Annotated in this window: 24 protein-coding genes; 11 read left to right on the forward strand and 13 right to left on the reverse strand. The window is 62.2% G+C overall.

Annotation, left to right across the window (positions count from 1 at the left end; translation table 11 throughout):
- Positions 1–109 precede the first annotated feature (109 nt).
- Positions 110–1789, forward strand: coding sequence for a diguanylate cyclase (locus GGD57_RS19110; RefSeq protein WP_432443381.1), 1680 nt, complete (start codon positions 110–112; stop codon positions 1787–1789).
- A 53-nt stretch (positions 1790–1842) separates the two neighbouring features.
- Here the strand turns inward: GGD57_RS19110 and GGD57_RS19115 are convergent, their stop codons facing one another.
- From GGD57_RS19115 to GGD57_RS19145, 7 genes are all read right to left on the reverse strand, one after another.
- Entirely contained in the window at positions 1843–2652 is an 810-nt protein-coding gene (locus tag GGD57_RS19115) for an inositol monophosphatase family protein (RefSeq protein WP_184471869.1), read from the reverse strand.
- Positions 2652–3656, reverse strand: a complete 1005-nt coding sequence (locus tag GGD57_RS19120) for a LacI family DNA-binding transcriptional regulator (protein WP_184471870.1) — start codon at positions 3654–3656, stop codon at positions 2652–2654. The genes GGD57_RS19115 and GGD57_RS19120 overlap by 1 nt, the downstream gene beginning before the upstream one ends.
- Positions 3640–4419, reverse strand: coding sequence for a glycerophosphodiester phosphodiesterase (locus GGD57_RS19125; protein ID WP_184471871.1), 780 nt, complete (start codon positions 4417–4419; stop codon positions 3640–3642). The genes GGD57_RS19120 and GGD57_RS19125 overlap by 17 nt, the downstream gene beginning before the upstream one ends.
- Positions 4419–5474, reverse strand: coding sequence for an ABC transporter ATP-binding protein (locus GGD57_RS19130; RefSeq protein WP_184471872.1), 1056 nt, complete (start codon positions 5472–5474; stop codon positions 4419–4421). Before GGD57_RS19130 ends, GGD57_RS19125 begins: the two co-directional genes overlap by 1 nt.
- Positions 5474–6316 (reverse strand): carbohydrate ABC transporter permease, encoded by an 843-nt coding sequence (locus GGD57_RS19135; protein WP_184471873.1) that lies wholly within the window; start codon positions 6314–6316, stop codon positions 5474–5476. The genes GGD57_RS19130 and GGD57_RS19135 overlap by 1 nt, the downstream gene beginning before the upstream one ends.
- Before the next feature lie 2 nt (positions 6317–6318).
- Positions 6319–7620, reverse strand: coding sequence for a carbohydrate ABC transporter permease (locus tag GGD57_RS19140; protein WP_126911016.1), 1302 nt, complete (start codon positions 7618–7620; stop codon positions 6319–6321).
- A gap of 63 nt (positions 7621–7683) precedes the next feature.
- Positions 7684–9030: an extracellular solute-binding protein gene (locus GGD57_RS19145; protein WP_184471874.1), complete on the reverse strand. Its 1347-nt coding sequence runs from the start codon at positions 9028–9030 to the stop codon at positions 7684–7686.
- Positions 9031–9613: 583 nt separating this feature from the next.
- On the opposite strand from GGD57_RS19145, the gene GGD57_RS19150 reads away from it, so the two are divergent.
- Positions 9614–9796, forward strand: coding sequence for a hypothetical protein (locus GGD57_RS19150; RefSeq protein ID WP_184471875.1), 183 nt, complete (start codon positions 9614–9616; stop codon positions 9794–9796).
- Here GGD57_RS19150 and GGD57_RS19155 read toward each other — a convergent pair.
- A complete protein-coding gene (locus GGD57_RS19155) occupies positions 9785–9988 on the reverse strand; it encodes a hypothetical protein (protein WP_184471876.1) in 204 nt (67 codons plus the stop codon). The genes GGD57_RS19150 and GGD57_RS19155 overlap by 12 nt on opposite strands.
- A 43-nt stretch (positions 9989–10031) precedes the next feature.
- Between GGD57_RS19155 and GGD57_RS19160 the strand changes: the two genes are divergently transcribed.
- On the forward strand, positions 10032–10490 hold the full coding sequence (locus tag GGD57_RS19160) for a YbaK/EbsC family protein (protein WP_184471877.1): 459 nt from the start codon (positions 10032–10034) through the stop codon (positions 10488–10490).
- A gap of 97 nt (positions 10491–10587) precedes the next feature.
- Positions 10588–11595, forward strand: coding sequence for a Tim44 domain-containing protein (locus GGD57_RS19165; protein WP_184471878.1), 1008 nt, complete (start codon positions 10588–10590; stop codon positions 11593–11595).
- A gap of 20 nt (positions 11596–11615) precedes the next feature.
- Here GGD57_RS19165 and GGD57_RS19170 read toward each other — a convergent pair whose 3' ends face one another.
- A complete protein-coding gene (locus GGD57_RS19170; protein WP_184471879.1) occupies positions 11616–12647 on the reverse strand; it encodes a hydroxyacid dehydrogenase in 1032 nt (343 codons plus the stop codon).
- A 311-nt stretch (positions 12648–12958) separates the two neighbouring features.
- Between GGD57_RS19170 and GGD57_RS19175 the strand changes: the two genes are divergently transcribed.
- The 7 genes from GGD57_RS19175 (at position 12959) to cydX (ending at position 20882) form a co-directional block, all read left to right on the forward strand.
- Positions 12959–13558, forward strand: a complete 600-nt coding sequence (locus GGD57_RS19175) for a HupE/UreJ family protein (RefSeq protein WP_184471880.1) — start codon at positions 12959–12961, stop codon at positions 13556–13558.
- A 287-nt stretch (positions 13559–13845) separates the two neighbouring features.
- Positions 13846–14424: a GbsR/MarR family transcriptional regulator gene (locus GGD57_RS19180; protein ID WP_184471881.1), complete on the forward strand. Its 579-nt coding sequence runs from the start codon at positions 13846–13848 to the stop codon at positions 14422–14424.
- 4 nt (positions 14425–14428) lie between these two features.
- A complete protein-coding gene (gene cydD / locus GGD57_RS19185) occupies positions 14429–16153 on the forward strand; it encodes a thiol reductant ABC exporter subunit CydD (RefSeq protein WP_184471882.1) in 1725 nt (574 codons plus the stop codon).
- The gene (locus GGD57_RS19190; protein WP_184471883.1) at positions 16150–17841 is read left to right on the forward strand and encodes an amino acid ABC transporter ATP-binding/permease protein; all 1692 of its coding nucleotides are present in this window, start codon (positions 16150–16152) and stop codon (positions 17839–17841) included. The genes cydD and GGD57_RS19190 overlap by 4 nt, the downstream gene beginning before the upstream one ends.
- 77 nt (positions 17842–17918) lie before the next feature.
- Entirely contained in the window at positions 17919–19499 is a 1581-nt protein-coding gene (locus GGD57_RS19195) for a cytochrome ubiquinol oxidase subunit I (RefSeq protein WP_184471884.1), read from the forward strand.
- Positions 19500–19505: 6 nt separating this feature from the next.
- Positions 19506–20660: a cytochrome d ubiquinol oxidase subunit II gene (gene cydB, locus GGD57_RS19200; RefSeq protein WP_184471885.1), complete on the forward strand. Its 1155-nt coding sequence runs from the start codon at positions 19506–19508 to the stop codon at positions 20658–20660.
- 99 nt (positions 20661–20759) lie between these two features.
- Entirely contained in the window at positions 20760–20882 is a 123-nt protein-coding gene (gene cydX / locus GGD57_RS19205) for a cytochrome bd-I oxidase subunit CydX (protein ID WP_184471886.1), read from the forward strand.
- 44 nt (positions 20883–20926) lie between these two features.
- Here cydX and GGD57_RS19210 read toward each other — a convergent pair whose 3' ends face one another.
- Genes GGD57_RS19210 through GGD57_RS19225 form a run of 4 tightly spaced genes read right to left on the reverse strand, consistent with a single transcriptional unit; the run spans position 20927 to position 25757 of the window.
- A complete protein-coding gene (locus GGD57_RS19210; RefSeq protein WP_184471887.1) occupies positions 20927–22930 on the reverse strand; it encodes an aldo/keto reductase in 2004 nt (667 codons plus the stop codon).
- Between the two features lie 37 nt (positions 22931–22967).
- Complete coding sequence (locus GGD57_RS19215) at positions 22968–24050, reverse strand: ABC transporter ATP-binding protein (protein WP_184471888.1); 1083 nt, start codon at positions 24048–24050, stop codon at positions 22968–22970.
- Between the two features lie 13 nt (positions 24051–24063).
- On the reverse strand, positions 24064–24900 hold the full coding sequence (locus GGD57_RS19220; RefSeq protein WP_184471889.1) for a carbohydrate ABC transporter permease: 837 nt from the start codon (positions 24898–24900) through the stop codon (positions 24064–24066).
- Positions 24897–25757: a carbohydrate ABC transporter permease gene (locus tag GGD57_RS19225; protein ID WP_184471890.1), complete on the reverse strand. Its 861-nt coding sequence runs from the start codon at positions 25755–25757 to the stop codon at positions 24897–24899. Before GGD57_RS19225 ends, GGD57_RS19220 begins: the two co-directional genes overlap by 4 nt.
- Positions 25758–25781: the final 24 nt, after the last annotated feature.

The raw sequence follows: 25781 nt of genomic DNA on the forward strand, positions 1-25781 counted from the left end.
TGTTGGAGCATCGTGCCGAAAGGTGCGAGCGGGTTTCAATCGCTTATGTCTTTGATTGAGACAGGGCTTGTTCGCATCTTTTGGCAGTTTGCATCATTTTAAACTTCTGATGCTATCGATCTCCGGCAGACAAACGTTGGTGTTCGATATGCAAGTCGTTGATGCTGTAGCAGTTGCTCAACAAGTAATTTTCAGCTTACAGGAAGCGTGGCGTCTGGGGTGCACAGGCCGTTCGGTCGAGGCGCTGACGCTCGCCGGCGAAATTCTGGCCGGCGCCAAGGCGCGGGGCGAGGATTGGCTTGCTGCCCAATGCGACACCGACATTGCCTGGTACTGCTTTCAGATCGGCAAGGCCGAACTTGGACTGACGCATGTCCGGCGGGCGGTAGACTTCTGGAAATTGCACGGGGAGTCCAGGCAGGAGGCCTATGCCCGGGCCTATTTCGGATGGCTGCTCCTGGAATTGGGCTTGCCGGAGGAAGCCATCGAAGAAGCGACCCGCGCGCTGGACCTTGCCGACAAGGTTGCAGACGCCAAGGCGCAAAGCCTGGCGACCAACGTCATCGGAATTATCTTCTGGTACAACAAGCAGCCTGACCGGGCGATCCTGATGAGCGAACGGTCCGTTGAACTCGCCAGATCAATCGGCGACAAAACCTATGAATGCTGGTGGCTCGTCAATCTCGGCGGCGCTCATTCGGAAAGCGGATATATTGCTCAAGCCCTCGGCAAACCGGAGGAAGGACACCGGCTGCTGTTGCGCGCGCTTGAGCTGACCGACCAGGCGCTCGACATCGCAATCGAGACCGGCGACAGCTGGGCCGCCCGCATTTGTCTCGGCAACAACGCCGATTACTACAGCCACATCGGTGAGCACGAGAAGGCGCTCCAGTGCATGGAGCGCTATCAGCTGTTTCAAGAGAACAGCTATGTCAGGGATCGGCAGCAATATCTCTACACCCTGGGTCAGATCTACATCAATTACGGAAAATTCGCGGACGCGCGATCGCTGCTGCTCGAAGCGATGGAGCTGATCGGCGAGGGCGGTAGTTTCGATTCCTATATCCAGATCTATTTTTATCTGTCGCAGGCACATGAAGGGCTGGGGCAGTTCGATCTGGCGCTGGAGGCGCACAAAAAATACCATCAGGCCTACCTGCAGAACAGCGCCGAAAGAACCCAGCAGCGCACACGCCTGGCGGAAATCTACTATGAAACCAAGCGGCTGAAGGAAGTTGCTGAAACGGAAACGAAGCGTGCGGATACGCTGGAAGCCTCCTATCAGAAATTGCAGGAAGAAACCGATATCCTTGCCAGCGCCGTCTATCTGGATGCGCTGACCGGGCTTTATAATCGCAAATATCTCGACAGCCGCTTTAAGGAGCTGACATCCGAGAAACGCCCCTATTCCATCGCGATGCTGGATGTCGATCACTTCAAGTCGGTCAACGACAACTTCTCTCACATGATCGGCGACCAGGTTCTGAGTGCCATCGGAACCATATTGCGCAGCCAGTTGCGGATCACCGATCAGGCGATCCGCTTCGGCGGTGAGGAGTTCGTCGTGCTGTTGGCGGGTGCTCCGCGAGGTGCAGCCGATGTCTGCGAAAGACTACGCTTAGCGGTTGAACAATGGGACTGGTCGGAGATCTGCAACGGCTTGCGCGTCACGATCAGCATCGGCGTCGCCAGCACTCTGTCTGCCAAGTCTCCGAACGAGATTTTGGCGATCGCCGATCAGAATCTCTATACGGCGAAAAAGACCGGTCGCAATCGCGTTGTGGCATAACGGCGTTCCGCCGCTCCGGACAAAGTTCGCCGTTTTCTCTGAGACAGGAGTCTCTATAGTCCCTCGATGTCGAGGATGAAGGTGAATTCGCCGGCAAGCCCGGGCGCGTGGGCGATGACGGGCCCGCCCTGCGCAAGCAGACTGTCGACATCGGGCATTGCCACCATTGCGCCGGCCTCTTCCGCGATCAGCGCGCCGGCAAGCATGTCCCAGGCGTTGAGATGGCGCTCGTAATAGAGATCGGCCGCGCCCTCGGCGACACGAAGGAGGTCGATGGCGGCCGCGCCCGTGCGGCGGTAGTCCATGCCACGCTCATGGAGCCGCCGCAGGAGGGCCAGATGGTCGTCGAAGCTGGTCTTGCGGGAATGGCCGAGAATGACGAGCGCATGGGCCGGATCGGCGGTGGCAGCCGCATGGACCGGAAGCCCGTCCTTGAAAGCCCCGCCGCCGCGGACGGCGTGAAAGACCTTGTCCGCGGTGGCATCGTAGACCACGCCGATTTCGACCGTGCCGCCGGCGACGAAGGCGATCGAGACGCCCCAGTGGCGCAAGCCCCTGATATAGTTGGTCGTACCGTCGATCGGATCGACGACCCAGGTGCCGGCTCCGCCCGATCCTCCGCCGCCTTCCTCGCCCATGAAAGTATCGTCGGGAAAGCGCGAGATGAGCGCGTCGCGGATCGCCTGCTCGGCCTTCCTGTCGGCGATGGTGACGAAATCCTGCAATCCCTTGTTCTCGACGGCAAGCGTACCGGGGTTGGAGTCGCGCCGAAACCGGGCCGCTTCCCGTCCGACCTCGAGGGCGACGGCGATCGCGACCTCTGATCGGGCGCGGATGGCGGCGGCATCGAATGCGGAACTCATCAGGCAGTCCTTCTTTTTATCAACGTTACCGGCGTGAATTCGACACGCGCCGTCAAGTCCGGCTCTGCGATCCGGCTCATCAGCAGATCGACGGTCTGTTCGGCCTGGATATCGCAGGGCTGGCGGATGGTTGTGAGATCGTAGGCTGTCCAGCTCGCCTGGGGAATATCGTCATGACCGATGATGCGTATCGGCGGTGCATCATCGCGGCTGCGGCCCTGCATGACGCGGTCGACCACGCCGCAGGCCATATAGTCGTTGGCGCAGAACAGCCCATCGATGCCGAATGCGGCAAAGTCGGCTGCCGCATCATAGCCGCTGCGGTAATCGTTGATCCTGATCTGCAGCATCTGCGCTTCGATCCCGAGCTGTCTGCAGCGTCCCAGGAAGGCTTCGCTGCGCCGCCGCGCCGTATAGGATATGGCGGGCGCCGCCATGACGGCGAGCTTTCGCGCGCCGCCTTCGATCAGGTGGGCGGCGGCGAGATGGCCGGCCATGCGATCGTCGGAGATGATGCGGTCGACGAAGTGGATATCGTCGCCCTTGTTGATCAGCACGATCGGTACGCCCTCGGCCGCACATTGTTCGCAAATCTCGGTCGGCGGCGCGTCTGAGGTGACGATGACACCTGAGACGGCGTAATGCAGCAGCTGGCCGATGACGGTCGAGGTATCCGCCTCCTGCGAGGTCGGCAGCAGGATGGGGCGGAAATTGCGAGCGATCAGCACTCTTGCCAGATTCTCGATCTGCAACGTCCGGAACGGATTGTCGAGACCGGCGGCGACGACGCCGACCAGATCTGAACGTTTATTGGTGAGGCTTCGGGCAAGATAGTTCACCCGGTAGCCGAGTTGTTTGGCGGCCTCGAAGACCTTCTCGCGCGTCTTCGGCGAGACGCTGGCATCCGGCGTGAAAGCGCGCGACACGGCGGCGCGCGAGACGCCGGCCACACGCGCCACGTCGAAGGAGGTTACCTTGCGCGGTCCCTTATCCCTGTCTGCCAACTGCTTTTTCCCTCTCTGCCGACGGCCGCATCAGATCGGGCAGATCCGTGCAGATGCCGAGAACAGGCAGTTCCATGATGTCATCGAGAACGGCCCGCCGCTCCTCGTGCCAGAGCACGATCTCGCGGCCCGCCGCAAAGGCGCGACGAGTCAGCATCTCGGTTACCAGATCCTGCGGACGCTCGCCTGCTCTTTCCCAGCAGAGATGCAGGATATCGGCGCCGGCCTCGTCGCCCAGCGCATGCGGATCGTGGCCGACGCGGATCAGCACTGAAAGCGGAAAATCGCAGCCTGCGTTCCTGAGTTCGCGTACCTGCGCGGTATCGAAGGAGCCGAGGCAGGCAAAACGCTGGTTCATTTCGACAAGGTGGCGCCAGCAGCGCAGGCCGGTGCCGGGCGCCTTGAGCTCGACATAGAGGCCGGTTCCGGTCTCGCGACCGAGAGCGGCCACCTCCGAAAAACTTGGCACATCGACGCCGTCGAGGGCGGCAAGCTCGGCGGCCGTCATTTCGGAAATGCGCCGATCGATGCCGAAAACACGCTCCAGATGGTCGTCATGCGAAACGACGACCACGCCGTCTTTGGTCAGTTGTGTGTCGAGCTCCCACATCTCGGCGCCGAGTTCGGCAGCGCGCCGGAAGGCGGCGATCGTGTTCTCTCGTTCGTGGCCGCTGGCGCCGCGATGGCCGATGCAGAAGGGAAGCCGGCCTTTGGCCGCCGGCCAGCCGTAGCGGCTGAAAAATGCCGAGAAATCGCGGGTCATCACAGCCTCCCGCCATTTTCATCGAAGACCAGGACGCCGCGGCTGTCGATTGCCCAGCGGACCTCGTCGCCGACGTGAATGTCGTTGCGCACCGGCTGGATCGACCGCAGCAGCGGCCCGCCGGCAAGCGCCACGTCGTAGAGGTTCTCGCGGCCTTGTGTTTCGGCGAAGGTGACCTTGCCGGAGACGGGGGTGTCGCCTGCCGGGGTGAAATGCTCCGGCCGGACGCCGAGCATCAGTCTCGTGCCCTCGGCGGTGCCGATGGTACTGGGCAGCGGCACGCGGATTTCGCTTTCGGGGATGACAAAGGAGCCCTTGTCCATGATGCCGCGCAGGAAGGTGATCGGCGGATTGCCGAGGAAGCCGGCGACGAAGGCGGTCTTCGGATCATTGTACATTTCGGCCGGCGTGGCGATCTGGACGATCTCGCCTTCCTTCATGATGGCGATGCGGTCGCACATGCTCATCGCCTCCACCTGGTCATGAGTGACGAGGATGGCGGTGATGCCGGTCTCGCGCTGCAGGCGGCGGATTTCCGAGCGCATTTCGAGGCGCAGCTTGGCGTCGAGATTGGCGAGCGGTTCGTCGAGCAGCAGCACGTCGGGCTTGCGGATCAATGCGCGCGCCAGCGCCACTCGCTGCTGCTGGCCGCCGGAAAGCTGTGCCGGACGGCGTTCCATGAGGTTGTCGATGTGAACAAGCCCGGAAATGCGCTCGACCTCCTTGCGGATTTCGGCGGGGTTGACGCCCTTCACCTTCAGGGGAAAGCCGATGTTTTCGGCGACCGTCATGTGCGGGTAGAGCGCATAGGACTGGAAGACGACGCCGACATTGCGGGCTTGGCTCGGCAGGTCGGTCACATCGCGATCGCCGAAGAGGATGCGTCCGCCGGTCGGTCGGTGAATGCCGCAGACCGCAAAAAGCGTCGTCGATTTGCCGCAGCCGGAAGGGCCGAGCAGCGCCAGCATCTCGCCGTCGCCGACTTCGAGCTGCATGTTCTCGATGACCTTGGTGGAGCCGAAGCTCTTCGAGAAATTGTCGAGGAGGATGCGCATCAGCCTTTGCTCCCGCCGCCGTAGATGTTCATGAGATATTTGTTGAAGAGTGCGTAGGCGATCAGAACCGGAAGGAAGTAGAAGATGCCGACCGCTTTGAACATATTGAAATCATAATTGTTGTCGTCGGCGAGAAAGCCGGCGAGATAGACCGACAGCACCTGCACTTCGTTGCCCGGCGCCAGCACCTGCGGCAGAATGAATTCGCCCCAGCCGGAGAGGAAGGAAAACAGGCCGAGTGCCATGATACCGGGCTGGACCTGCGGCAGCACGAGGCTGCGCCACACACGAAAGCGCGAGGCGCCGTCGACGACGCCGGCCATTTCGATTTCCCAGGGCACGGTGTCGTAGAATCCTTTCATCAGCCAGATGCCGAGCGGCAGGTCGATCGCCGCCTTTACCAGGATCACGCCGATCAGCGAATTGTAGAGGCCGATCATCTGCAGCACGATGAAGATGGCGATGATCAGCGTCACCGACGGGAAGGCATGCAGCACCATGACGCCGGCAAGGAAGAAGCCGCGCGCCGGAACATTCAGTCGCGACAGCACGTAGCCCGCCATCGATGAGACGATGAGCACGACGCTGGTGGTGCAGGCTGCAAAGAGCAGCGTATTCACAGTCACCTGCCAGATGTTGGCCTTGCCCGGCGTCGTCTGCCACAGGAAACGCCAGTGATCGAGCGTCAGGCCGGAAGGCAACAAGGCGTCCGGCTGCTTTACCGTCACGGTGTCGAGGAAGAGATAGACATACATCAGGAGCAGCGGCAGGCTGACGATCGTCAGCGCCGATATGACGGGCCAGCTGCGGTAATTTGCCGATGGCTGCGATTGTTCGGCCATGGTCAATCCTCGATCAGGGGCTTGGCGACAAGCGTGCCGTAGTTGAAGACACGCAGATAGAGAAGCGACAGCGTCACGCCGATGACGACGAGCACCAACGCCATGGCGGCGCCCAGCCCATATTCGAGATTGCCGGCATAATTCCTGAGCGCGGTATGATAGGCGGCGAGCGCCCAGACCTCGGTCGAATTACCAGGGCCACCATTGGTGGCGAGCAGGATCTCGTTGAAGGAGGCGAGCAGCGACAGCGTCTGGTAGCAGGTGACGAAGAGGATCGGCCATCGCATCTGCGGCAGGATGATGTAGCGGATCTGCTGCCAGCGCGAGGCGCCGTCGACCTCGCTCGCATAGAACTGGCTCTTGGGAATGGCCTTCATCGCCGAAGAGAAAACCAGCATGCCCATCGAGGCGCCGATGAAACCGTTGATCAGCACGACGAAGAACCAGGCGTTATAGGCGGTGTCGAGCAGGTAGTTCTTCGGGGGATAGCCGAACTTGCCCATCAGGATGGAGATGAAACCGCTATCCCAGGCGAGCCATTTCCACAGCAGGACGTAGATGACCACCGGGGTGATGCGCGGCAGGAGCCAGATGCCGCGGAAGATCGAGGCCGGCCCCGGCGGCATGTAATGTGTCCAGATCGCCAGCAGCAGCGCATAGCCGACATTGAAAAGCGTCAGCACCAGGGCGACGTAGAGCGCGGTATTCAAAAGCACGCGCGCCATGTCGGGCGACGTGGCCAGGCGCGAGAAATTGTCGGTCGTCCAGGTCCAGCCGGTATAGGTGGCCGTGGCGACGGTTTCCTTCTGTTCCGGCGTCAGCTTGAGGCCCAGCGTATCAAGAGCCGAAAACAGCTGTTCCTTGCTGTCGAAGCGTGTGTTGACGACGGAACGGTTGAACTGTTCGGAGATCTGCTTGACGTCGCGCGTCGAAGGTCTCTCGGAGAGATCCTTGATCATCCGCTCGGCGTCGCGGCGGGTGGCAAAGACCTCGCCCGTATGTTTGGCGCGCAATTCGCCGGCAATCCCCGGCGCGAGCCCGAGACCCTCCACGGCCTTGAGACCGGCTTCATCGATCGCGTAGCGTGGCTCGGAAATCTCGGCGGCGATGTCGGGCATCGCCGATTTCAGCGTGATCAGGGAATTGGGCGCGATCTGGTAGACACCGCCGGAGATGCCGGTCGCGGTCGTCATATTGGTCATCGAGAAAACCGCCGTCAGAACGACCGGCAGCAGGAAGAACAGGACGATCATGATCGCCGCGGGCGCGATCATCACCAGTCCGAGTGTTCTGGACGATTTCATGGCAGCCTCCTCGCGGGACCGGCCGGGCGGCGGGGTTGCCGCCGCCCGGATGATGCTTCGGTCCTAGCGGATGACGATCTTGTCGCCGAGCGTGCTCTTCAGCTCGCTTTCGGCATCATTGACCGCGGCATCGACGGCCTTGTCGCCGGTCCAGGATGCCTGAAGGTTCTTCCACATGATGTTCCAGTAGGTGCCGAAATCGGAATTGTTCGGCATCGCATTGGCATGCGGCAGCAGACGTTCTGTGGCTTCGCGGGTCCAGCGGTCGGCCGAGTAGAAATCGACTTGGGATTCCGCCTCGGAGATGCCGAGATGGGCCGATTTGACCGCATGCAGCGCGTTGATGCGCGGCTCGGAGGCGATCGTGATCAGCTGGGCGGCGATGTCGGTCTCTTCCTTGTCGTGACCGGCGGTCAAGAGGTAGACGAGCGGATGGGTCAGCGTGTTGGCCTTGCCGCCTTCACCGGCCGGGATCAGCGTGAAGATCACGTTGCCGAAGAAGTCCTTGAGTCCTTCCTGGTTGACGAGACGGGCATAATGCCAGGTGCCGCCGTCCCAGATGCCGGCCTTGCCGGTGGCGACTTCCTTCCACCACTGGTCGCCCGGCATGCCGATGTGGTTCTTCTTGGTGACGCCCGATTTAACGGCATCGGCGAAGAACTGGTAGGTGCGGGTCATCGCCGCCTTGTCGAAAACGAGCTTGCCGTTTTCTTCCATCGTGCCGCCGAAGCTGGTGTAGAACTGCCAGTAGTCGGGGCCGTTGCTGGTGCGTGGATAGAAGCCGTAGCCCGGCTGGACGAGGCCCTTGTCCTGCATCTTCTTGGCGTCTTCGAGCAGGTTCTTCATGGTGTACTTGCCGTCCTGAACGCTCTGCGGCAGCGCGTCCAGATCGGCGTCGCTATAGCCGATCGCCTTCATATACGGCTTCCAGAAGAACATGGGGCGGGATTCGGCATCCTGCGGTATGCCGTAGACGGTGCCGTTGTAGGAGGCGATCTGCAGCAGGTTCTCGTAGATGCCGTTGAGCGGCCAGGAGTCGAGATCGACGTAATCTTCGATCGGAACGATGAGGCCGGCCTGCGACCAGGGCGCGATGTCTTCATGACCGCTGACGACGATATTGGGCGCGGTCTTGGCTTCCGCAGCCAGCGTCAGCGCCTGCTTGAAGTCCTCCCAGGCGGAATAGGATTTCTTCTCGACGGTGATCTTCAGGTCTTCGCCCTTGAGGGCCGCCTGGCGCTGCAGCTGCTGGGCCGCGATGTCGATGGCGTCGAGGCGATAGACGTCGTTCGGGCCGGTGCCGCCGGCCCAGACGCTGATGGTAACGTCCTTGGCGAAGGCGAAAGCGGAGGTCGAGGCCAGGATGGCGGCCGCGATGGTGAGGGATTTCAGTGTCGGCAAAATGGTCATCTTCTTCGTCTCCCTGGAAGAGCAGTGTGAAGCCTCTTGGCGGGTCAGCACTGCTGATGATGGCCGCTCCGAAACCCCACGAAAACGTGACGATGTCCGCTCTAGGGGGTTGATGTAACGGCCGAATGACAAAATTGAGCACGTGTGCAAAATTTATTATGACGATCTTCTCGGCGGGGTCAATGCCGATGAAAGTGCCAGGTTTAGTTGCCGGTAAACATCGATGTAGACAGCGCCGGAGCAAGGTCCATCCATCGCGACATAGGGCCGGTTACAATGGCACTGCCGGCCTCACGGGCCGAGTTTCGCTCTTGCCTGTCTTTCGTCGATCGGCTAATAATTGCCGCCGGAGCAGTTCAACAACGGAGGCGTGCAATGACAGATATTTCCTCGTCCAACGCCTCTTTGGCATAGGCTTCCGAAGCTCCCTGCCTCGAACCAATCCGAGACCTTTCAAGCTTCACCATCCGAAGACGGCGTCCGTTTCGTACGCAGCGTTTTGGCACGGCGACGTCCGCGCGACATGGCGCTGCGCTCTTCAAGCTTGAGAGAAGGGCGGTTCAGATTCTGACCGCGATTGATCATGAACAATCAGCACGCCGGCGAGAGCCTGGCGACATCCATGAGCGAGCTTTGCTCGCGATTTAGCTTTCGGGAGATTCTCGTCGCAACCATCATTGCCCGGCGGAAACGTCGTCGCATGGTGAACAGCGTGGACTTCTTTCCAGCATGGCTGCGCCGCGACCTCGCTTTATTACACGAATAGATCGGCTTCCTCGCCGCTGTTGGCAATATCCGGCCGGGGTGGTTTCAAGGTGAAATCATCCCGGCCGGCATCCGCCACGAAGGCGGATGATCTCCGATCCTGCCATTGCCGTCGCTCAGCGAACGAGCCACGCTTTGATTGAAATTGCTGGAACTTTAAGTTACGGAATGATGCTTGCATTTCGGTATTCATCGCAGTCCGCATCCTCCGATCATCGTTTTTGCACGTCCATCCCATGAGCCTTGAATCCGTCCGCGCTTTCCTCCGTGTCCACGCGCCCGATATCGAAATCATCGAAACCGCCGAGAGCTCCTCGACGGTGGCGCTTGCCGCCGAAGCCCACGGCGTCGAGCCCGCGCAAATCGCCAAGACGATCTGTCTGCGGGTCGGCGAGCAGATGATGCTGGTCGTTGCCGGCGGCACGGCGCGGCTCGACAATCGCAAATTCAAGGACACGTTCGGCGCCAAGGGGCGCATGCTCGATGCCGAGGAAGTCGTGGCCGTCACCAGCCATCCGGTCGGCGGCGTCTGCCCCTTCGGACTGCCCTCGCCGCTGCCGATCTATTGCGACATCTCGCTGAAACGTTTCGATGAAGTCGTGCCGGCGGCCGGCTCGACGAATTCGGCCGTGCGCATCGAAACCGGGCGGCTGGCCGAGCTGACCGGCGCCAGCTGGGTCGACGTCTGCCAGTAGGCGTGTGGCAGTATTGGAGCCAAAGAACTTCAAACCCGGGAAAGTGTACCTATATGTCTCCCGACATGCCGTGATTGCGCATGACAGGAGATCATGAATGCCGGGTGCCATTTCGCGTTTTGCCAAGTTTGCGGCCATTGCCGCTCTGACGAGCGCTACCGTTTTTGCTTCCCTCGACAGTGCCGAGGCGCGCCGGGCCGGCAGCGGCGGTTTCGGAAGCCGCGGTACGCGCACCTTCCAGGCTCCTCCGGTGACCAGCACCGCATCTGCACCCGCCGCGCCGATGGAGCGGTCGATGACGCCGCGTCCGCAGACGACGGCACCTGCAGCCGCGCAGCAGCCCTTCGGCGCTCAGCGTCCTAGTCTCTTCGGTGGCTTCGGCCGTTCGATGGTCGGCGGCCTGATTGCCGGCGGCCTCCTCGGCATGCTGCTCGGTCACGGTTTCGGCGGCGGCTTCGGCTTCCTCGGCATGCTGCTGCAGATCGCTTTGATCGGCGGTGCCGTCATGCTCGCCATGCGTTATTTCGCCAGCCGCCGACAGCCTTCCTATGGCATCGGCGGTCAGAGCCGATCCTACGCCCAGTCCTACGGCATGTCGCCAGCAGGCAATTCGTCCTTCCAGATCCCGGCGATCGGTTCGGGCGCGGGTTCAGGTTCGTCCTCGCGCGGCAACCGTCCGAGCGATGAGATCGGGCTGGCGCAGGCCGATCTCGACCAGTTCGAGGAACTGCTGACCGGCGTTCAGACGGCTTACGGTGCCGAGGATTACGGCACGTTGCGCCGCCTGACGACACCCGAGGCGATGTCCTACCTTGCCGAGGAGCTCGGCGAAAACGCCACCAACGGCGTGCGCAACCGCGTTTCCGATGTCAAGCTGCTGCAGGGCGATATCGCCGAGGCCTGGCGCGAGGATGGTCAGGACTATGCGACACTCGCCATGCGCTATTCCTCGATCGATGCGATGGTCGAACGCAACAGCGGCCGCGTCGTTTCCGGCGACGATCGCCACCCGAGCGAAAGCACCGAGGTATGGACCTTCGTGCGCAAGCCGAGCGGCGACTGGAAGCTCGCCGCGATCCAGGGCACGGAGCAGCGCGCCGCCTGAGTGGCGTGCCTGCGCGGCATCTAATTCACTGCGACCGGTTTGGAGCGCATGCGGGAGACCGTCTCGCGCTCCGCCCGCTTGCAGCGCATCGGCGGCAGGCCGCGATCCATCAGGTCCATGTCCTCGAGCACCATGTCGCCCATCTTCTTGAAGGCGCTGTCGAGCGCCCCGGCCCGATGCGCCGAGCGGATGAAGCCTTTGAGGCTTCGCACCGGATGATCGGGCGGCAGCGGCTCCTCAGGGTAGACGTCGCTTGCCGCGACGATATGGCCTGACGAAACGGCCGCCATGAGCGCGTCGAAATCGACGACATCGGCGCGGCTGAGCAGGATGAAGGCCGCGCCTTTGCGCATGCTGGCGAAGGCCTCAGTGCCGAGAAATCCCTTGTTTTCACTGGTGACGGCTGCAACGACGAAGACGAAATCGCTCTTCGTCAGCACATCCTCCAGGCTTGCCGGCTCGACGCCGTTTTCCTCGAGGATCGAGCGCGGCAGCCAGGGGTCGAAGACCCTGATGCGCGCCTTGAAGCCGGAGAGCAGCCTGCGCAGCGCCTTGCCGAGATCGCCGAAGCCGACGATACCGATCTCGGAGCCGGCGATCAGCCGCGCAGTCGTATTGCCCTCCCCTCCCCAGAGTTCGCTGCCCTCGCGAAACGCCACATCCGCATCGACGATGCCGCGCGCCAAGGCCAGCGCGAAGCCGAGACCGATTTCGGCGACCGGCTCGGCAAAGACCTGGCCGGTGGTCACAACATGAATGCCGCGCTCGAACAGCACGTCATAGGGCATGTTGTTCAAGAGATTGCTTTCGACGTTGAGGATCGAGCGCAGGGCTGGCATTCTCGCCAGCGTTTCCGCCGTAAGCGGCGGCTGGCCGATGATGTAGCGCGCCCTGCCGAGGACCTCGTCGCCAAGATCGGCGATATTGTCGGGATCTGCCTCGACGATCTCGTATTTCGCATGCAGTTCGGCGCGCGCCTTGTCGGTGAAGATCAGGTCGAGCGTGCGCGGCTCGGGGGCGCTGATCGCCAGCGGCCGTTCGTTATTCGTCATGAATGTCTCCTCCAACGCGCGGACGGTTTGTGTCGCCTCGGTCGGACGATTGATAGCCGCTGTGCCGGGTCGTTTCCAGTTCTCGGAAAAGGAATGTGAAGAGCCGAGGTCGTTCGAAGGGCCGATATTGAGACGGATGCGCTATCGAAAGCGGCATTTGCCTATCACATAAGCAATTGAATTGCCTTGTAATTTATGCATTTCTCGTTGACCGTACAGGCTCTTTGGACTAGCTTGATGCGCGCGACTTGGAGCCATGCCTTATATTCGGCGGCCGCAGGATATTCAAAAATTTACGAGGGAATCGAGCAATGAAATCAGCACTCAAGAGTGTCCTGCTGGCTTTGGCTGCCGCGGCGCTTCCGGCCGCCGCCTCCGCCCATCCCGCCATCGGCGACGCGGCCGGTTTCGGCCATGGTTTTGCCCATCCGATATCAGGGCTCGATCATGTCCTCGCCATGGTGATGGTCGGTGTTTTCGCATTCCAGCTCGGCGGTCGCGCCACCTGGCTCGTACCGACGACCTTCGTTCTTGTCATGTCGTTCGGCGGTGCCCTCGGCGCTGCCGGCATCGATGTTCCCTTCGTTGAATTGGGCATAGCCCTTTCCGTCGTCGTCCTCGGCGCTATCGTTGCGCTCGACGTCAAGGCACCCCTCGCAGCAGCGCTCGGCATTGTCGGCCTCGTTGCGATCTTCCACGGTCATGCGCATGGCGCCGAAATGCCGGAAAACGCCGCCGGTGCCGCCTATGCTGCCGGTTTCATGATTGCGACCGCGCTGCTGCACGGCGCAGGCCTTGCCCTTGGTTACATCATCGGCCGCGCCGGTGGGCGCCAGGGCGCCTTCGTGGCGCGTGCGGCCGGCGGGATCGCCGCCATATCGGGTGTCGGCATCCTGGCCGGCTTGATCTGAGCCGCCTCGACCAGCGGCGGCGTGCATAACGCCGCTCATCATCACAGTCAGACCAAACGCCCGGCATGCGCGTAGCATTGCCGGGCGTTTTTGCGTCATGGCTGCGAAGTGTTGCTGAATTGATCCAAATCAAATCCGGCCGTGTCGCCTCCTGTTATATCCAGCCCACGATCGACGAACGGATATCCAAATTGACGCAGGGCAGCCTTGCCGATTGTCGGCCGGTCGCGAAATTGGCTATAGTAATTTCAGAAATTACTGAAATCACAGACGCAACGGAAATGACCATGAACCTTCCGCCTCTCGTCCAGTCCTTTGTTCTCCATTTCGGCGAAATGGGCTCCCGCTGGGGAATCAACCGCACGGTCGGCCAGATCTATGCCCTGCTCTACGTCTCGCCCACGCCGATCTGCGCCGAGGAGATCGCCGATGCGCTCGGCATTTCGCGCTCCAACGTGTCGATGAGCCTGCGCGAACTGCAGGCGTGGAACCTCGTGCTTCTCAAGCATAAGCCTGACGATCGCCGTGATTTTTTCACCACGCCCGACGATGTCTGGCTCATTTTGCGAACGCTTGCCGAGGAGCGAAAGAAGCGGGAAGTCGATCCGACGCTGTCGGTCCTGCGCGAGATCCTGATGCAGCGGCCGGCGAGCGATGCCGAACGGCATGCGCAGGCGCGCATGAGCGAGATGCATACGCTGATCGAACAGCTGACACATTGGTATGAAGACGTAAAACAACTTGAAACGGAAAGGCTTGCAACGCTACTCTCGCTGGGCGCGAAAGTGACCAAGCTTCTGGAGGCCAAGGACCGGGTCGTCTCGCTCGGCCGCAGCCGCCGGCCGAATCCTGCGAACAAGAGTTAGAGCCATGGGCACTGCTTTCTTCGACGCGAGAGGTAAATCGGCGGTACAGCCACGCGATGTCGGTTCGTCTCGCGGTGACACGGCGAAAGGCCGGCTGCGAAGAGCCGCGATGCTGCAGGTGCTTGCCTCCGCCATCTGGATCCCGCAGGCCGGATTGCTCGCCCTCTCGGTCGGCCGCATCGCCGATGGCGGCGGATTACACGACGTTCTCTGGCCGGCCTTCGGCATCCTCGTCCTCGGATTGGCAAGGAGCTGTCTCGAAGCGGCTGGCGGTCGCCTCGCCTTTCGCGCCGCCCGCATAGAGCTCAGTCGCAAACGGCGGGCCGCCGTCGCTGCTCTTTCCCTGTCGTCGCCGGTCGACCGCGGCCGGCCGGCATCCGGCAAAGCCGCCAGCGTCATTGGCGAGCAGGCTGAACTCATCGTGCCCTATCTCGCCCGTTTCCAGCCGGCGCGGATGAAATCGAGCCTTGTGCCGCTCATCATCCTTGCCTTCATCCTTCCTGTCTCCTGGATCGCCGCGCTGGTTCTGCTGTTTGCTGCGCCGCTGATCCCGATCTTCATGGCGTTGATCGGCTGGCGCGCCCAAGCGGCGAGCGAAAGACAGCTTGTCGCGACCGGCGGTCTCAACGGCTTCCTGCTCGACCGGCTGCGCGGGCTGACGACGATCCGGGCGCTCGACGCGGTCGATGCGACGGCTTTTCGGCTGCGGCGCGAGGCGGAATCGCTGCGTTCGCGCACCATGTCCGTGCTGAAGATCGCCTTCCTCTCCTCGGCCGTGCTCGAGCTTTTCGCCGCGCTCGGCGTGGCGATGATCGCCGTCTATGTCGGTTTCAGCCTGCTCGGCGAGATCCGTTTCGGCACCTGGTCGGGCGGGCTCGACCTGACCGAAGGTTTGTTCATCCTGCTGCTGGCGCCCGCCTTCTTCGAGCCGCTGCGCGAACTCTCCGCCGTCTGGCACGACCGGGCGGCCGGCGAAGCGGCGCTGAAGGCGTTGGAGGCGCTTGCAGTTGATGGCTTGCCCATCCGGGGGGCGGCCGAACCCATGGCTCCCGCGGGCGGCATGGCCCCGGACATCCGCTTTGAAAATCTCGCCTTTCGCTACGACGCCGACGAACCGCTTGTTCTCGACGGTTTCAACCTCGATATCGCCGCCGGCGAGCATGTGGCGCTGCTCGGCGCCAGCGGTTCCGGCAAGTCGACGCTTCTTTCGCTCGTTGCGGGACTGGCGCCCTGCAGCGAAGGCCGCATCGTCATCGGCGACACCGAGCTTGCGGATGATACTGCCGCTGCTGTGCGCGGCGGCATGGCGTGGATCGGCCAGAAGCCGCATATTTTCGCCGGTACCATCGCGGGCAACATCGCGCTTGGAAGGCCCGGCATCTCAAGCAGCGACTTGGCAGGTGCGCTCGATGCCGCCAGCCTCGGAAAGGTTGCCGATGCCTATGGCAACCGCTCGCTCGGCGAGAGCGGGATCGGGCTTTCCGGCGGCGAGGCGCTGCGGCTTGCGATCGCGCGCGCGGCCTGCAATCCCGATCTCCAGATCATCCTGGCCGACGAGCCGACCGCCCATCTCGACGCTGCAACCGCGGCCGAAGTGACCGAGAGCCTGCTTTCGCTCGCCAGGGGCCGCACCTTGATCGTCGCGACCCATGACCCGCTGCTTGCCGCCTGCATGCATCGCGCGGTGCACGTCGACGCCAACTTTATTGTGAGGGAGGCTGCCGAATGAGCAGATTTGCTGCAGACCTCAAGCCGATCCTGCGGCTGTTCCTCGCCGAGCGCCGGCGCGCGCTGCTCTTCGGCGCAGTGCTTTCGGCGGCGACGGTGACGGCGGGTATCGCGCTGCTCGGCCTTTCCGGCTGGTTCATCACCGCCACCTCGCTTGCCGGGCTTTCGGCCGCTGCCGCCGTTACCTTCGACGTTTTTGCGCCGTCGGCCGGCATCCGGCTGCTCGCCATCGTCAGAACGGTGGCGCGTTACGGTGAAAGGCTTGCGACCCATGATGCGACGCTCGGCGTGCTCGCCGCTCTTCGCGAGAGATTATTTCGCGGCTTTGCCGAACCGGGTGCTGCGCGCGCCCTCTCGCATCGTCCGGCAAGGCTGCTCTTCCGGCTGACCGCCGATATCGATGCGCTCGACTCCCTTTATCTCAGAATTCTCGTGCCTGCCGCGGTCGCGATCGGCGCGGCATTGGCCGCAAGCGTGGTGCTGGGGCTCATGCATCCCCTGTTCGGCCTGTGTTTCGGTCTCTTTTTGATGGGCGCCGGCCTCGGCCTGCCCTGGGTCGCCGGCCGGGCGGCGCGGAGCCATGCTCGCAGGCGCGCCCACGGCATCGAGGCGCTGCGGTCACGGACGATCGATCTCGTTGCCGGCCAGACCGACCTCCTGATGGCTGGCCGGCTTGCCGCGCAGAGGAGCATCATTGCAGATGCCGACAGTTACGCAGCCGCTGCCGACGATCGGCTGAACCGCGTCGAAACCGGCCTGACATTCGGCTTCGGTCTCGTCTCCACCCTGCTGTTGACGGCCTCGCTGCTTGCCGTTGCGGCCCTCGCGGAAACCAAGACGATCACCGCGCCGGTCGCAGCCCTCGGCCTGCTCGTTGCCTTTGCTGCGGTCGAGCCCTTCGCAGCATTACGCCGCGGTGCGTTGGAACTCGGGCGGACGCTGCTGGCCGCTAAGCGCATCGCGCCGCGGCTTGCCGCCGCTGATGTAACCGAGCCTTTGGCGTCGCCGCGGCCGGGATACGCCTTTTCGCTGGCTGCTGTGACCGCCTTCCATGAGAATTCCGCCGTGCCGGCGCTCGTGGGCATCGACCTCACGCTCGAGCAGGGCGAGCGCCTTGCCGTCATCGGCAGCAGCGGCGCCGGCAAGTCGAGCCTGCTCGCTCTGCTTTCGAACGAATTGTCGGCCAGAGCGGGAAGTGTCGCCGCGATGGGGGCGACACTGCTGACGCAGCGGACCGAACTCTTCGAGGATAGCCTGCGCGGCAACCTCGCCCTTGCCAACCCAGATGCGAGCGAGACCCGCCTTCGCGAAGCGCTCGCGGCTGCCGGCCTGCTCGCCGATATCGAGGCCATGCCACGGGGGATCGACACAAGGCTCGGCGAAGGCGGGCTCGGCCTTTCTGGCGGCCAGTCGCGCCGGCTGGCGCTTGCCCGGCTCTTCCTGCGCGACACGTCGCTCTGGCTGCTCGATGAACCCACAGAGAGCCTCGACGGCGCCACTGCCCGCGACGTGCTCCAGCGCCTTTCCAAGACGGCGGCGGGCCGTTCACTGGTGATCGCAACGCATATCCGCCGCGAAGCGGCGATCGCAGACCGCATCGTTGTCATCGAAGGAGGACATATTTCGGAAGTTTCACGCCGCGGAGAGGCGGCGTTCGAAAAGGCGCTCGACCGGCTTCGGCCGGATTGAGTGAGACCCGCATGCCCTCAGCCGCCGGCCGGCGCTGAGGAACGTTCCGTACCCCGTGGGACCGTGGGAGAAAGACAATGGAATTAGATATCGTAGCGCTTTCGCGCTTCCAATTCGCGCTGACGGCGCTTTACCACTTCCTGTTCGTACCGCTGACGCTCGGTCTGTCCGTGCTGCTCGCGATCATGGAAACCGTCTATGTCATGACCGGCCGCCAGATCTGGCGGCAGATGACGAAATTCTGGGGCACGCTGTTCGGCATCAATTTCGTGATCGGCGTCGCCACCGGCATCGTCATGGAATTCCAGTTCGGCATGAACTGGAGCTATTACAGCTATTATGTCGGTGACATCTTCGGGGCACCACTGGCGATCGAAGGGCTGATGGCCTTCTTCCTCGAAGCGACCTTCGTCGGCCTGTTCTTCTTCGGCTGGGACAAGCTCTCGAAAGTCGGGCATCTCGTTGCCACCTGGGCGGTGGCGCTCGGCTCGAACTTTTCCGCGCTCTGGATCCTCATCGCCAACGGCTGGATGCAGAACCCGGTGGGCTCGGCGCTCAATCCGCAGACGATGCGCATGGAGATAACAAGCTTCTTCGACGTGGTCTTCAATCCCGTCGCCCAGGCGAAATTCGTCCACACGGTCTCGGCGGGTTATGTCTGCGCCTCGATCTTCGTGCTCGGCGTTTCGGCCTGGTATGTGATCAAGGGCCGGCATATCGAGCTAGCCAAGCGCTCAATGACGGTGGCCGCCTCCTTCGGGCTGGCCTCGGCGCTGTCGGTGGTCGTGCTCGGCGATGAGAGCGGTTATCTCGCGACCGAGAACCAGAAAATGAAGCTCGCCGCAATCGAGGGCATGTGGAAGACCGAGCCGGCTCCGGCCGCCTTCACCGCCTTCGGTTTCCCCGACCAGGAAGCGCGTGAAACACATTTCGCCGTGCATATCCCCTGGGTCATGGGTCTGATCGGCACGCGATCGCTGACGACGGAAATCCCAGGTATCGACAAGCTTGAACAGCAGGCCGAAACCCGCATCCGCGACGGCATCAAGGCTTACGACGCGCTGATGCAGATCCGCGCCGCCCCCGCCCAGGATCAGGTGGCGCAGGAGGTGCGCAGCTCTTTCGAGGATCTCGGCCATGATCTTGGTTACGCCCTTCTTCTGAAGCGCTATGTCGACGATCCGCGCCAGGCGAGCGAGGCGCAAATCGTCCAGGCCGCGCGCGATACGATCCCGCACGTGCCGACGCTCTTCTGGTCCTTCCGCATCATGGTCGGGCTCGGCATCTTCTTCATCCTCTTGACATCAACCTTCTTCTGGCTGTCGGCTCGGCGCCATCTCGACAAATATCCGCTGCTGCTGCGGATTGCCGTACTGGCGATCCCGCTGCCCTTTGTCGCCATTGAGCTCGGCTGGGTCGTCGCCGAATTCGGTCGCCAGCCCTGGGTGATCGAAGGCGTGCTGCCGACCGCGGCCGCCGTCTCCAGCCTCGGCGCCGGCACCGTGCTTTTGACGATCATCGGTTTTGCCGCGCTCTACACTGTGCTGATCGTCATCGAGATGAGCCTGATGCTCAAGGCGATCAGGCAGGGACCGGAGCCGGACGACGAGCCGGAAGCCGTGCTGATTTCCGAAACCCTCGTCCCGGCCGCGGAGTGACCTGTCATGATCCTTCACGAACTCATCGACTATGAAACCCTGCGTATCATCTGGTGGCTGCTGCTCGGTGTTCTGTTGATCGCCTTTGCGACGACAGGCGGCTTCGACCTCGGCGTCGGCACGCTTCTGCCTTTCGTCGCCAGGACCGATACGGAACGGCGCGTGGCGATCAACACCATCGGCGCCACCTGGGAAGGCAATCAGGTCTGGCTGATCCTCGGCGGCGGCGCCATTTTCGCCGCCTGGCCGCCGCTCTATGCGGTCTCCTTCTCGGGCTTCTATCTCGCGATGTTCGCGATCCTCTTCGCGCTCATCCTGCGCCCGGTCGGCTTCAAATACCGGTCGAAGCGGGAAAGTGCCCGCTGGCGCAGCAACTGGGACTGGGCGCTCTTTATCGGCGGCTTCGTGCCGGCGCTGATCTTTGGCGTTGCCGTCGGCAACGTGCTGCAGGGCGTGCCCTTCCGCTTCGCCGACGATATGCGGATCTTCTACGAAGGCTCGTTCTTCGCTCTGCTCAACCCCTATGCGCTGCTTTGCGGCCTGCTTTCCCTCGCCATGCTGACGATGCATGGTGCCGCCTGGCTGGTGTTGAAGGCGAGAGGGCCGGTTGCGGAAAGGGCCAGAAGTTATGGCAGCATCGCCGCCCTGGCCGCCATCGTGCTGTTTGCCCTCGGGGGCCTCTTCCTGTGGATCGGGGTCGACGGCTACCGCATCACCAGCGATATCAGCCCGATCGGACCTTCCAATCCGCTGCTGAAAACGGTGGTGATCGAAAAGGGCGCCTGGCTTACCAATTACGGCGCCCATTCGTGGATGATCGTCGCGCCCGTCCTCGGCCTTGTGGGGGCGGCATTGGCTTTCATCGCCATGCGGGCAAGGCGTGAGGTGATGACGCTGCTCTTCAGCAAGCTCGCGATCTTCGGTATCATCTCGACGGTCGGTCTCTCGATGTTCCCGTTCATCCTGCCCTCCTCGCTCGATCCGCGATCGAGCCTGACGGTCTGGGATGCATCCTCCAGCCATATGACGCTGTTCATCATGCTGGTGGTGACGGCGATCTTCCTGCCGATCATCTTTGCCTACACCGCTTGGGTCTACAAGGTCCTGTGGGGCAAGGTCGACGAGAAATCCGTCACCGACAAGAACAGCCACGCCTACTAGAGCGGTTTAACAAAACCGCTCTAACCTTTTATTTTACGCAATTCCGGACGGAAAACCGCTTCGCACTTTTCCTGGAATTGCTCTGAGGGAGACAAAACGATGTGGTATTTCGCATGGATTCTCGGCCTGCCGCTTGCAGCCGCCTTCGCCGTCCTCAACGCCATGTGGTATGAGTTGATGGATGACGCAGCCAGAAAGAAGGCGTCCGAAGCGCGCAAGTAAATATGAGAGGGGCGCGATCTGAGCCGCGCCCCTCCCCTCGTTCATCAGCCTTCCAGCCACTTCACCTCATCGGGTGTCAGCCGGATGTCGAGCGCCGAGAGGCTGTCCTCCAATTCGGCGACGGTGCGCGGCCCGATCAGCGGAATGACCGGGAAAGGCTGAGCGATCACATAGGCGAGCGCGATGTGGATCGGATTGCGGCCGAGCTTGTTGGCGAGCTCGATGGCGCGGTCGCGGCGTCCGAAATTGCGCTCGGAATACCAGACCCGTACGATCTCCTCGTCATCCCGCTTGTCGCGGCCGGCGCGGTCAGTGAAGAAGCCGCGGCCCTGGCTCGACCAGGCGAAGTTCGGGATCTGCTTCTCGTTCAGCCATTTCTTCCAGTCGTCATCGGAGGCGGCGACGCAGCCGGCCCAGATCGGATCGAGCATCTCGGCAAGCGAGAAATTGTTGGAAAGTGCTGCCGGCGCAGCCTTGCCGGTTTTCTCTGCATAGGCGATCGCTTCGTCGAAACGCGCCCGTGTCCAGTTCGAACCGCCGAAGATGCCGCGGATGCGGCCGCGTTTGACCTCGGCATCCATGGCATCGACGAATTCGCCGACGGGTACGTCGGTATTGTCGCGATGCATGAAATAGATGTCGACATAGTCGGTTTTCAGCCGGGCGAGCGACTGGTCGAGCTGCTTGGCGATCATGTCGGGATAGCAGAGCGGCGAATGCGCGCCCTTGCCGATCAGCACGATCTCTTCGCGCGGCACTTTGCGGCTGGTGTGCCAGTCTCCGAAGATCGCCTCCGTTTTGCCGGCTCCATAAACAAAGGCCGTATCGAAGGCATTGCCGCCGGCCTCGTAGAAGGCGTCGAGCGTCAGCGAGGCGGCGGCGAAATTCGGGAAGAACTCGAAGCCGAGCGTGACGACCGAAGCGGGCTTGGAAATGCCCGGAATCTGTCGCTGCGGAATGCTGTTGCCCCGCTTGACGGTGCTGCCCGATATGTTGGCCGTGCGCTTGACGGCTTTCTCGACGCCATATTCGAGACCGACAGAGGCGCGCCACTGGTCGAGCACGCGCAGGTTTCCGATCGAATCCGCCCAGCTCATGCCGGGAGTGCTGAACTCGGTCTTGCCGGCGCGGATGGCATCGCCCGCCGCGTCCGCCTCGAAGGAATAGAGCCAGCGCTCTTCCTTGACCTCGATGGTTTCCTGCTTGCCGCCCTTGAAGATCTCGATCTTGCCAACGCCGCCCTTGTGACCGGAGGCGAACCAGAAGTCTGCCACTTCGATCCGGCCTTCGGAGCCGATGATACGCAGCACGTTGTCCTGCTGGGCCATGATCGAGCAGGAGACTTCGGCGATGATCTCGTTCGGGAATTTCAGCACGGCGGACGCCCATTCGTCGACGCCGCTCTGGCCGAGATGAGCGACACCCGACACCTTCTCCGGTTCGAGGAAGGCTTTGCCTTCCGCCGCGCCTGATATCAGCCTCGCCATGGAGACCGGATAGCCGCCGACATCGAGAATGCCGCCGCCGGCGGTATCGTTGGCGAAAAGCCGGTGTTCCGGCTTGTAGCTGCCCATGTTGAAGCCGAAGCTCGAGCGGATGATGCGGACGGTGCCGATGACGCCGCTCTTGATGAGCTCGACCAGTTTCTCCGTCTGCGGATGCACGCGGTACATGAAGGCCTCGCCGGCAAAGACGCCGGCCTTCTTGGCTTCGTAGTAAACGGCTTCGGCATCATAGGCCGAAAGCGCGATCGGTTTTTCGACGAGGATATGCTTGCCGGCGCGCGCGGCCTTGATCGCCCATTCGGCATGGCCGGTATGGGGCACGGAAATATAGACCGCATCGACCTCGGGGTCGGAAAGCAGCGCCTCGTAACCATCGACGATGCGGGCGCCGGGGAAGTTTTCGGCAAGGCCCGGCTTGGAAGGATTGCGGGTGGCGATCGCTACCAGTTTACCGGTGCGCGAATGGGCAACGCCATCCGCAAAAGTGCGGGCGATGGTGCCGGGGCCGATGATGCCCCAGCGGATCGGTTGATCGGAAGTCATGGAAACCTCTTTCGTCTTTCTGCCTTGGGATTGCGGTTTAGCGAAGCCGTTTGCCGGCGCCGTCGAAAAGGAATGTGCGGTTGGCGGGAAGGCCGACGGTCAGCGTCTCGCGATTGCCTGATGTGCGCGATTCCGGCCGCTCGATGATCAACTGCTCGCTGCCAATGGCGGCATAGATGTAGCTGGTGTTGCCGAGATGCTCGGCAACGTCGATGGCGACGGTGAGATCGGCATCGCCGGCACCTGCATCGACGAAATGTTCGGGACGGATGCCGAGCGTCACCTTCGCGCCGGCTTCGACGGGATCGGCAATCGGCAGCGGCAAGCGCGTATTGGCGTCGTTTTCCAGCGTGATCACCGCCCTGCCCGGCTGGGCCTCGACCACAACGGCCTTGAGGAAATTCATCTTTGGCGAGCCGACAAAGCCGGCGACGAACTGGTTGGCCGGATCGTCGTAAAGGTCGAGTGGCGCGCCGATCTGTTCGATATTGCCGGCACGCAGCACGACGATCCTGTCGGCAAGCGTCATCGCCTCCGTCTGGTCGTGGGTGACGTAAATCATCGTCGTGCCGAGCTGCTTATGCAGCCTTGATATTTCGACGCGCATCTGCACGCGCAGTTCCGCATCGAGGTTCGACAAAGGCTCGTCGAACAGGAAGACTTCGGGTTCGCGGACGATGGCGCGGCCGATCGCGACGCGCTGGCGCTGACCGCCGGAAAGCTGCTTCGGCCGCCGCTTCATCAGCTCGGTGATCTGCAGGATTTCGGCGACATGACGCACCCGCCGCTCGGTATCGGCCTTCGGATTGCCGTTCATGCGCAGGCCGAAGCTCAGATTCTCTTCGACGGTCAGATGCGGATAGAGCGCATAGGACTGGAAGACCATGGCGATGCCGCGGTCGGCCGGCTCGACGTCGTTGACGACCCTGCCGCCGATCCGAAGCTCGCCTGAGGTGATGTCCTCGAGACCGGCGATCATCCTGAGCAGCGTGGACTTGCCGCAACCGGAAGGACCGACGAAGACGACGAACTCGCCGTCCTTCACCTCCAGATTGGCGCCGTGGATGATCTCGAAGCCGCCGAAGCGCTTGATGATGTTGGTGAGTGAAAGCTCTGCCATGCGGGCTCCCCGATTATTTGATTGCGCCGGCCGCGATGCCGGCGATGAAATGGCGCTGGAGAGCCACGAAGACGACGAGGATCGGCGCCGTCAGCAGCACCGCGCCGGCCATGATGCCGCCCCAGGAGACCTTGGTCAGGCCGATCAGCGTTCCCAATGCCACCGGCGCTGTCATCATTCCCGGTTTGGAATTGATCAGCAGCGGCCAGAGGTAGTTGTTCCACGAATGAAGGAAGAGAATGATTGCCAGCGCCGCCATGGTCGGCCGCGCCAGCGGCAAAGCGATGCGCAGAAAGATCTGCCATTCCTTGACGCCTTCGACACGGGCCGCATCAAAGAGTTCACCCGGCATCATCGAGAAGGATTGCCGCATGAACAGCACGCCGAGCGAATTGAAGAGCGGCGGCACAATCAGCGCCACCCAGGTGTTGGCGAGCCGGAACTCGCGCGCCACCATGATGAATTGCGGGATGACGACCACCGAGAAAGGCAGCGTGATCGTGCCGAGGATGATGGCGATGACGACGGACCGGCCGATGAAACGGTAACGCGCCAGCGCCCAGCCCGCCATCGAGGTCAGCAGTACCGACAGGAAAGTATAGATGAGCGCGACGCCGACGGAGATCGTCATTGCGCCGATGAAATCGGTATCGGCCTGCAGGTTCTTGAAATTCGCGACGAAGTTGGTCGACGGCCAGAGCACGATGTCGGGGCTGAAGATGCCGTTGTCGGGCATCGTGGAGAAGACGAACATCATCCACAGCGGAAACAGCCAGATCAGCGCAAGCGGAGCGAGCACGGCGTGCAGGGCTATCTGGCGCATGAGGAGGGATTGCGATTTGGATTTCATTTTGGATCCCTCCCGACCCAGAGATTGAGAAGCGAGATGACCACGGCAATGGCCGCCATCGTATAGGCGATCGCCGAGGCATAGCCGAAGTTCAGAGAGGTGAAGCCCTGGCGGTAGAGGAAGAGGCCGAGCGTTTCGGTGCCGCCGCCCGGACCGCCGCGATTGGTGATGAGGAAGGGCTCGGTGAAGAGCTGCATGGTGCCGATCACCGACAGCACGACGCAGAAGAGGATGATCGGTTTCAGAAGCGGCAGGGTGATATGAAAGAACTGCTGCACCTTGCTCACCCGGTCGAGTGTCGCGGCCTCGTAGACGTCCTCGGGGATCGACTGCAGGCCGGCAAGGATGATGATGGCGTTATAGCCGGCCCAGCGCCATGTGACGGCGAGGATGATCAGCGCCATGGCGGCATTGGCATTGTCAAACCAGGAAACAGGGCTGAGGCCGACGGCGGAGATCAGCTTGTTGATGATGCCGAAATCGAGGCTGAACATCAGCCGGAACACGGCGGCATAGGCGACCTCGCCGACGACGACGGGCGCAAAGAAGGCGAAGCGGAAAAGCGGGCGCGCTTTCAGGAGCGGCGAATTGAGCAGCACCGCCATGACGGTCGCAAGCGCGATCATGACGGGCACCTGGATCACCAGAATGATCAGCGTGTTATAAAGGGCGTTATAGAATGCCGGGTCGTAGAAGAGCCGGCCCCAATTCGCCTGGAAACTGTATTTCCACGGATTGATGCGGGTGTTCTGAAAGGAAATCAGGAATGAATCGATGATCGGCCAGACCCAGAAGGCGGCAAAGACCAGCAGATAAGGGGCGAGGAACGCATAGGCGCTCCGGGTTCTGAACGGCATCGGGCCTTCTCCTCACAATGAACG

Origin of the sequence: Rhizobium esperanzae (assembly GCF_014197615.1) — a bacterium.
Taxonomy (GTDB): domain Bacteria; phylum Pseudomonadota; class Alphaproteobacteria; order Rhizobiales; family Rhizobiaceae; genus Rhizobium; species Rhizobium esperanzae_A.